The following is a 1,379-nucleotide window of genomic DNA, read 5'->3' as shown; positions in this document are numbered from 1 at the left end:
GGTCGCGTTGAGCTGCGACATGTTCACTGCGTCAGTCGCTGCCACGCCAGCCGTCACGTTCTTGAGCGTGCGGGTGTTGCCGTTCTTGTCGGCAAAGTCGACCGCCACACCATCGGTGGCCTTGCCCACGGTCAGGTCGGCACCGGCCGCAGCCTGCTGCACCAGGCCCACGGTGCCGCTGTTGATCTGGTTGGTGATGTTGTTGATCGACGTCGTGTTACCCGCGATGGCCGTGGTGTTGCCGGCGATGTCGCTGGTGTTCTGCACCACGCGGCCATCGACGTTAGTGAGCGCCGTGCCCACGTCGTTCGCCGTGGTGGTCGTGCCGTCGGCATTGTGCAAGGTGTAGCTCGGCGCCACGATGGCACCGGTCGTGCTGTTGTAGCTCGCACCGCCGCCGAAGGCCGAAGCCGTGGTGGTGCCCTGCTGATCGGCCTTGCCTTCCACGCGGGTCACGTTGGCGTTGGTCGTGTTGAGCTGCGACATGTTCACCGCATCGGTGTCAGCCACGCCCGCCGTCACATTCTTGAGCGTGCGGGTGGCGCCGTTCTTGTCGGCAAAGTCCACTGCAACGCCGTCGGTGCCCTTGCCCACGGTCAGGTCGGCACCGGCCGCAGCCTGCTGGACCAGGCCAGTTGTGCCGTTGTTGATGTTGTTCTGCAGGTTGGTGATGGCCGTCGTATTGCCGGCGATGTTGGTGGTGTTCAGCGCAACATTGGCGTTGGTCGTGTTGAGCTGCGACATGTTCACCGCATCGGTGTCAGCCACGCCCGCCGTCACGTTCTTGAGCGTGCGGGTCGCGCCGTTCTTGTCGGCAAAATCCACTGCAACGCCGTCGGTGCCCTTGCCCACGGTCAGATCGGCACCGGCCGCAGCCTGCTGGACCAGGCCAGTCGTGCCGTTGTTGATGTTGTTCTGCAGGTTGGTGATGGCTGTCGTATTGCCGGCGATGTTGGTGGTGTTCTGCACCACGCGGCCATCGACGTTGGTGAGCGCCGTGCCCACGTCGCTCGCCGTGGTCGTCGTGCCGTCGGCATTGTGCAGGGTGTAGCTCGGTGCCACGATGGCACCGGTGGTGCTGTTGTAGCTCGCACCGCCGCCGAAGGCCGAAGCCGTGGTGGTGCCCTGCTGGTCGGCCTTGCCTTCCACGCGGGTCACGTTGGCATTGGTCGTGTTGAGCTGCGAGACATTCACCGCATCGGTGTCAGCCACGCCAGCCGTCACGTTCTTCAGCGTGCGGGTGGAGCCGTTCTTGTCGGCAAAGTCCACTGCAACGCCGTCGGTGCCCTTGCCCACGGTCAGATCGGCGCCAGCCGCAGCCTGCTGCACCAGGCCCACGGTGCCGCTGTTGATCTGGTTGGTGATGTTGTTGATCGACG

At 64.6% G+C, this 1,379-nt stretch carries 1 protein-coding gene; it reads right to left on the bottom strand.

The features are described from left to right. Positions 1 to 1,379: beta strand repeat-containing protein (locus AC1DE1_RS20815; protein WP_477179346.1), on the bottom strand; the 1,379-nt coding region annotated here is incomplete at both ends.

The organism is Dyella sp. 05T440 (assembly GCF_056395965.1).
Note: the sequence above shows the minus strand (reverse complement) of the source record. Positions and strands in the feature narration are given on the sequence as shown.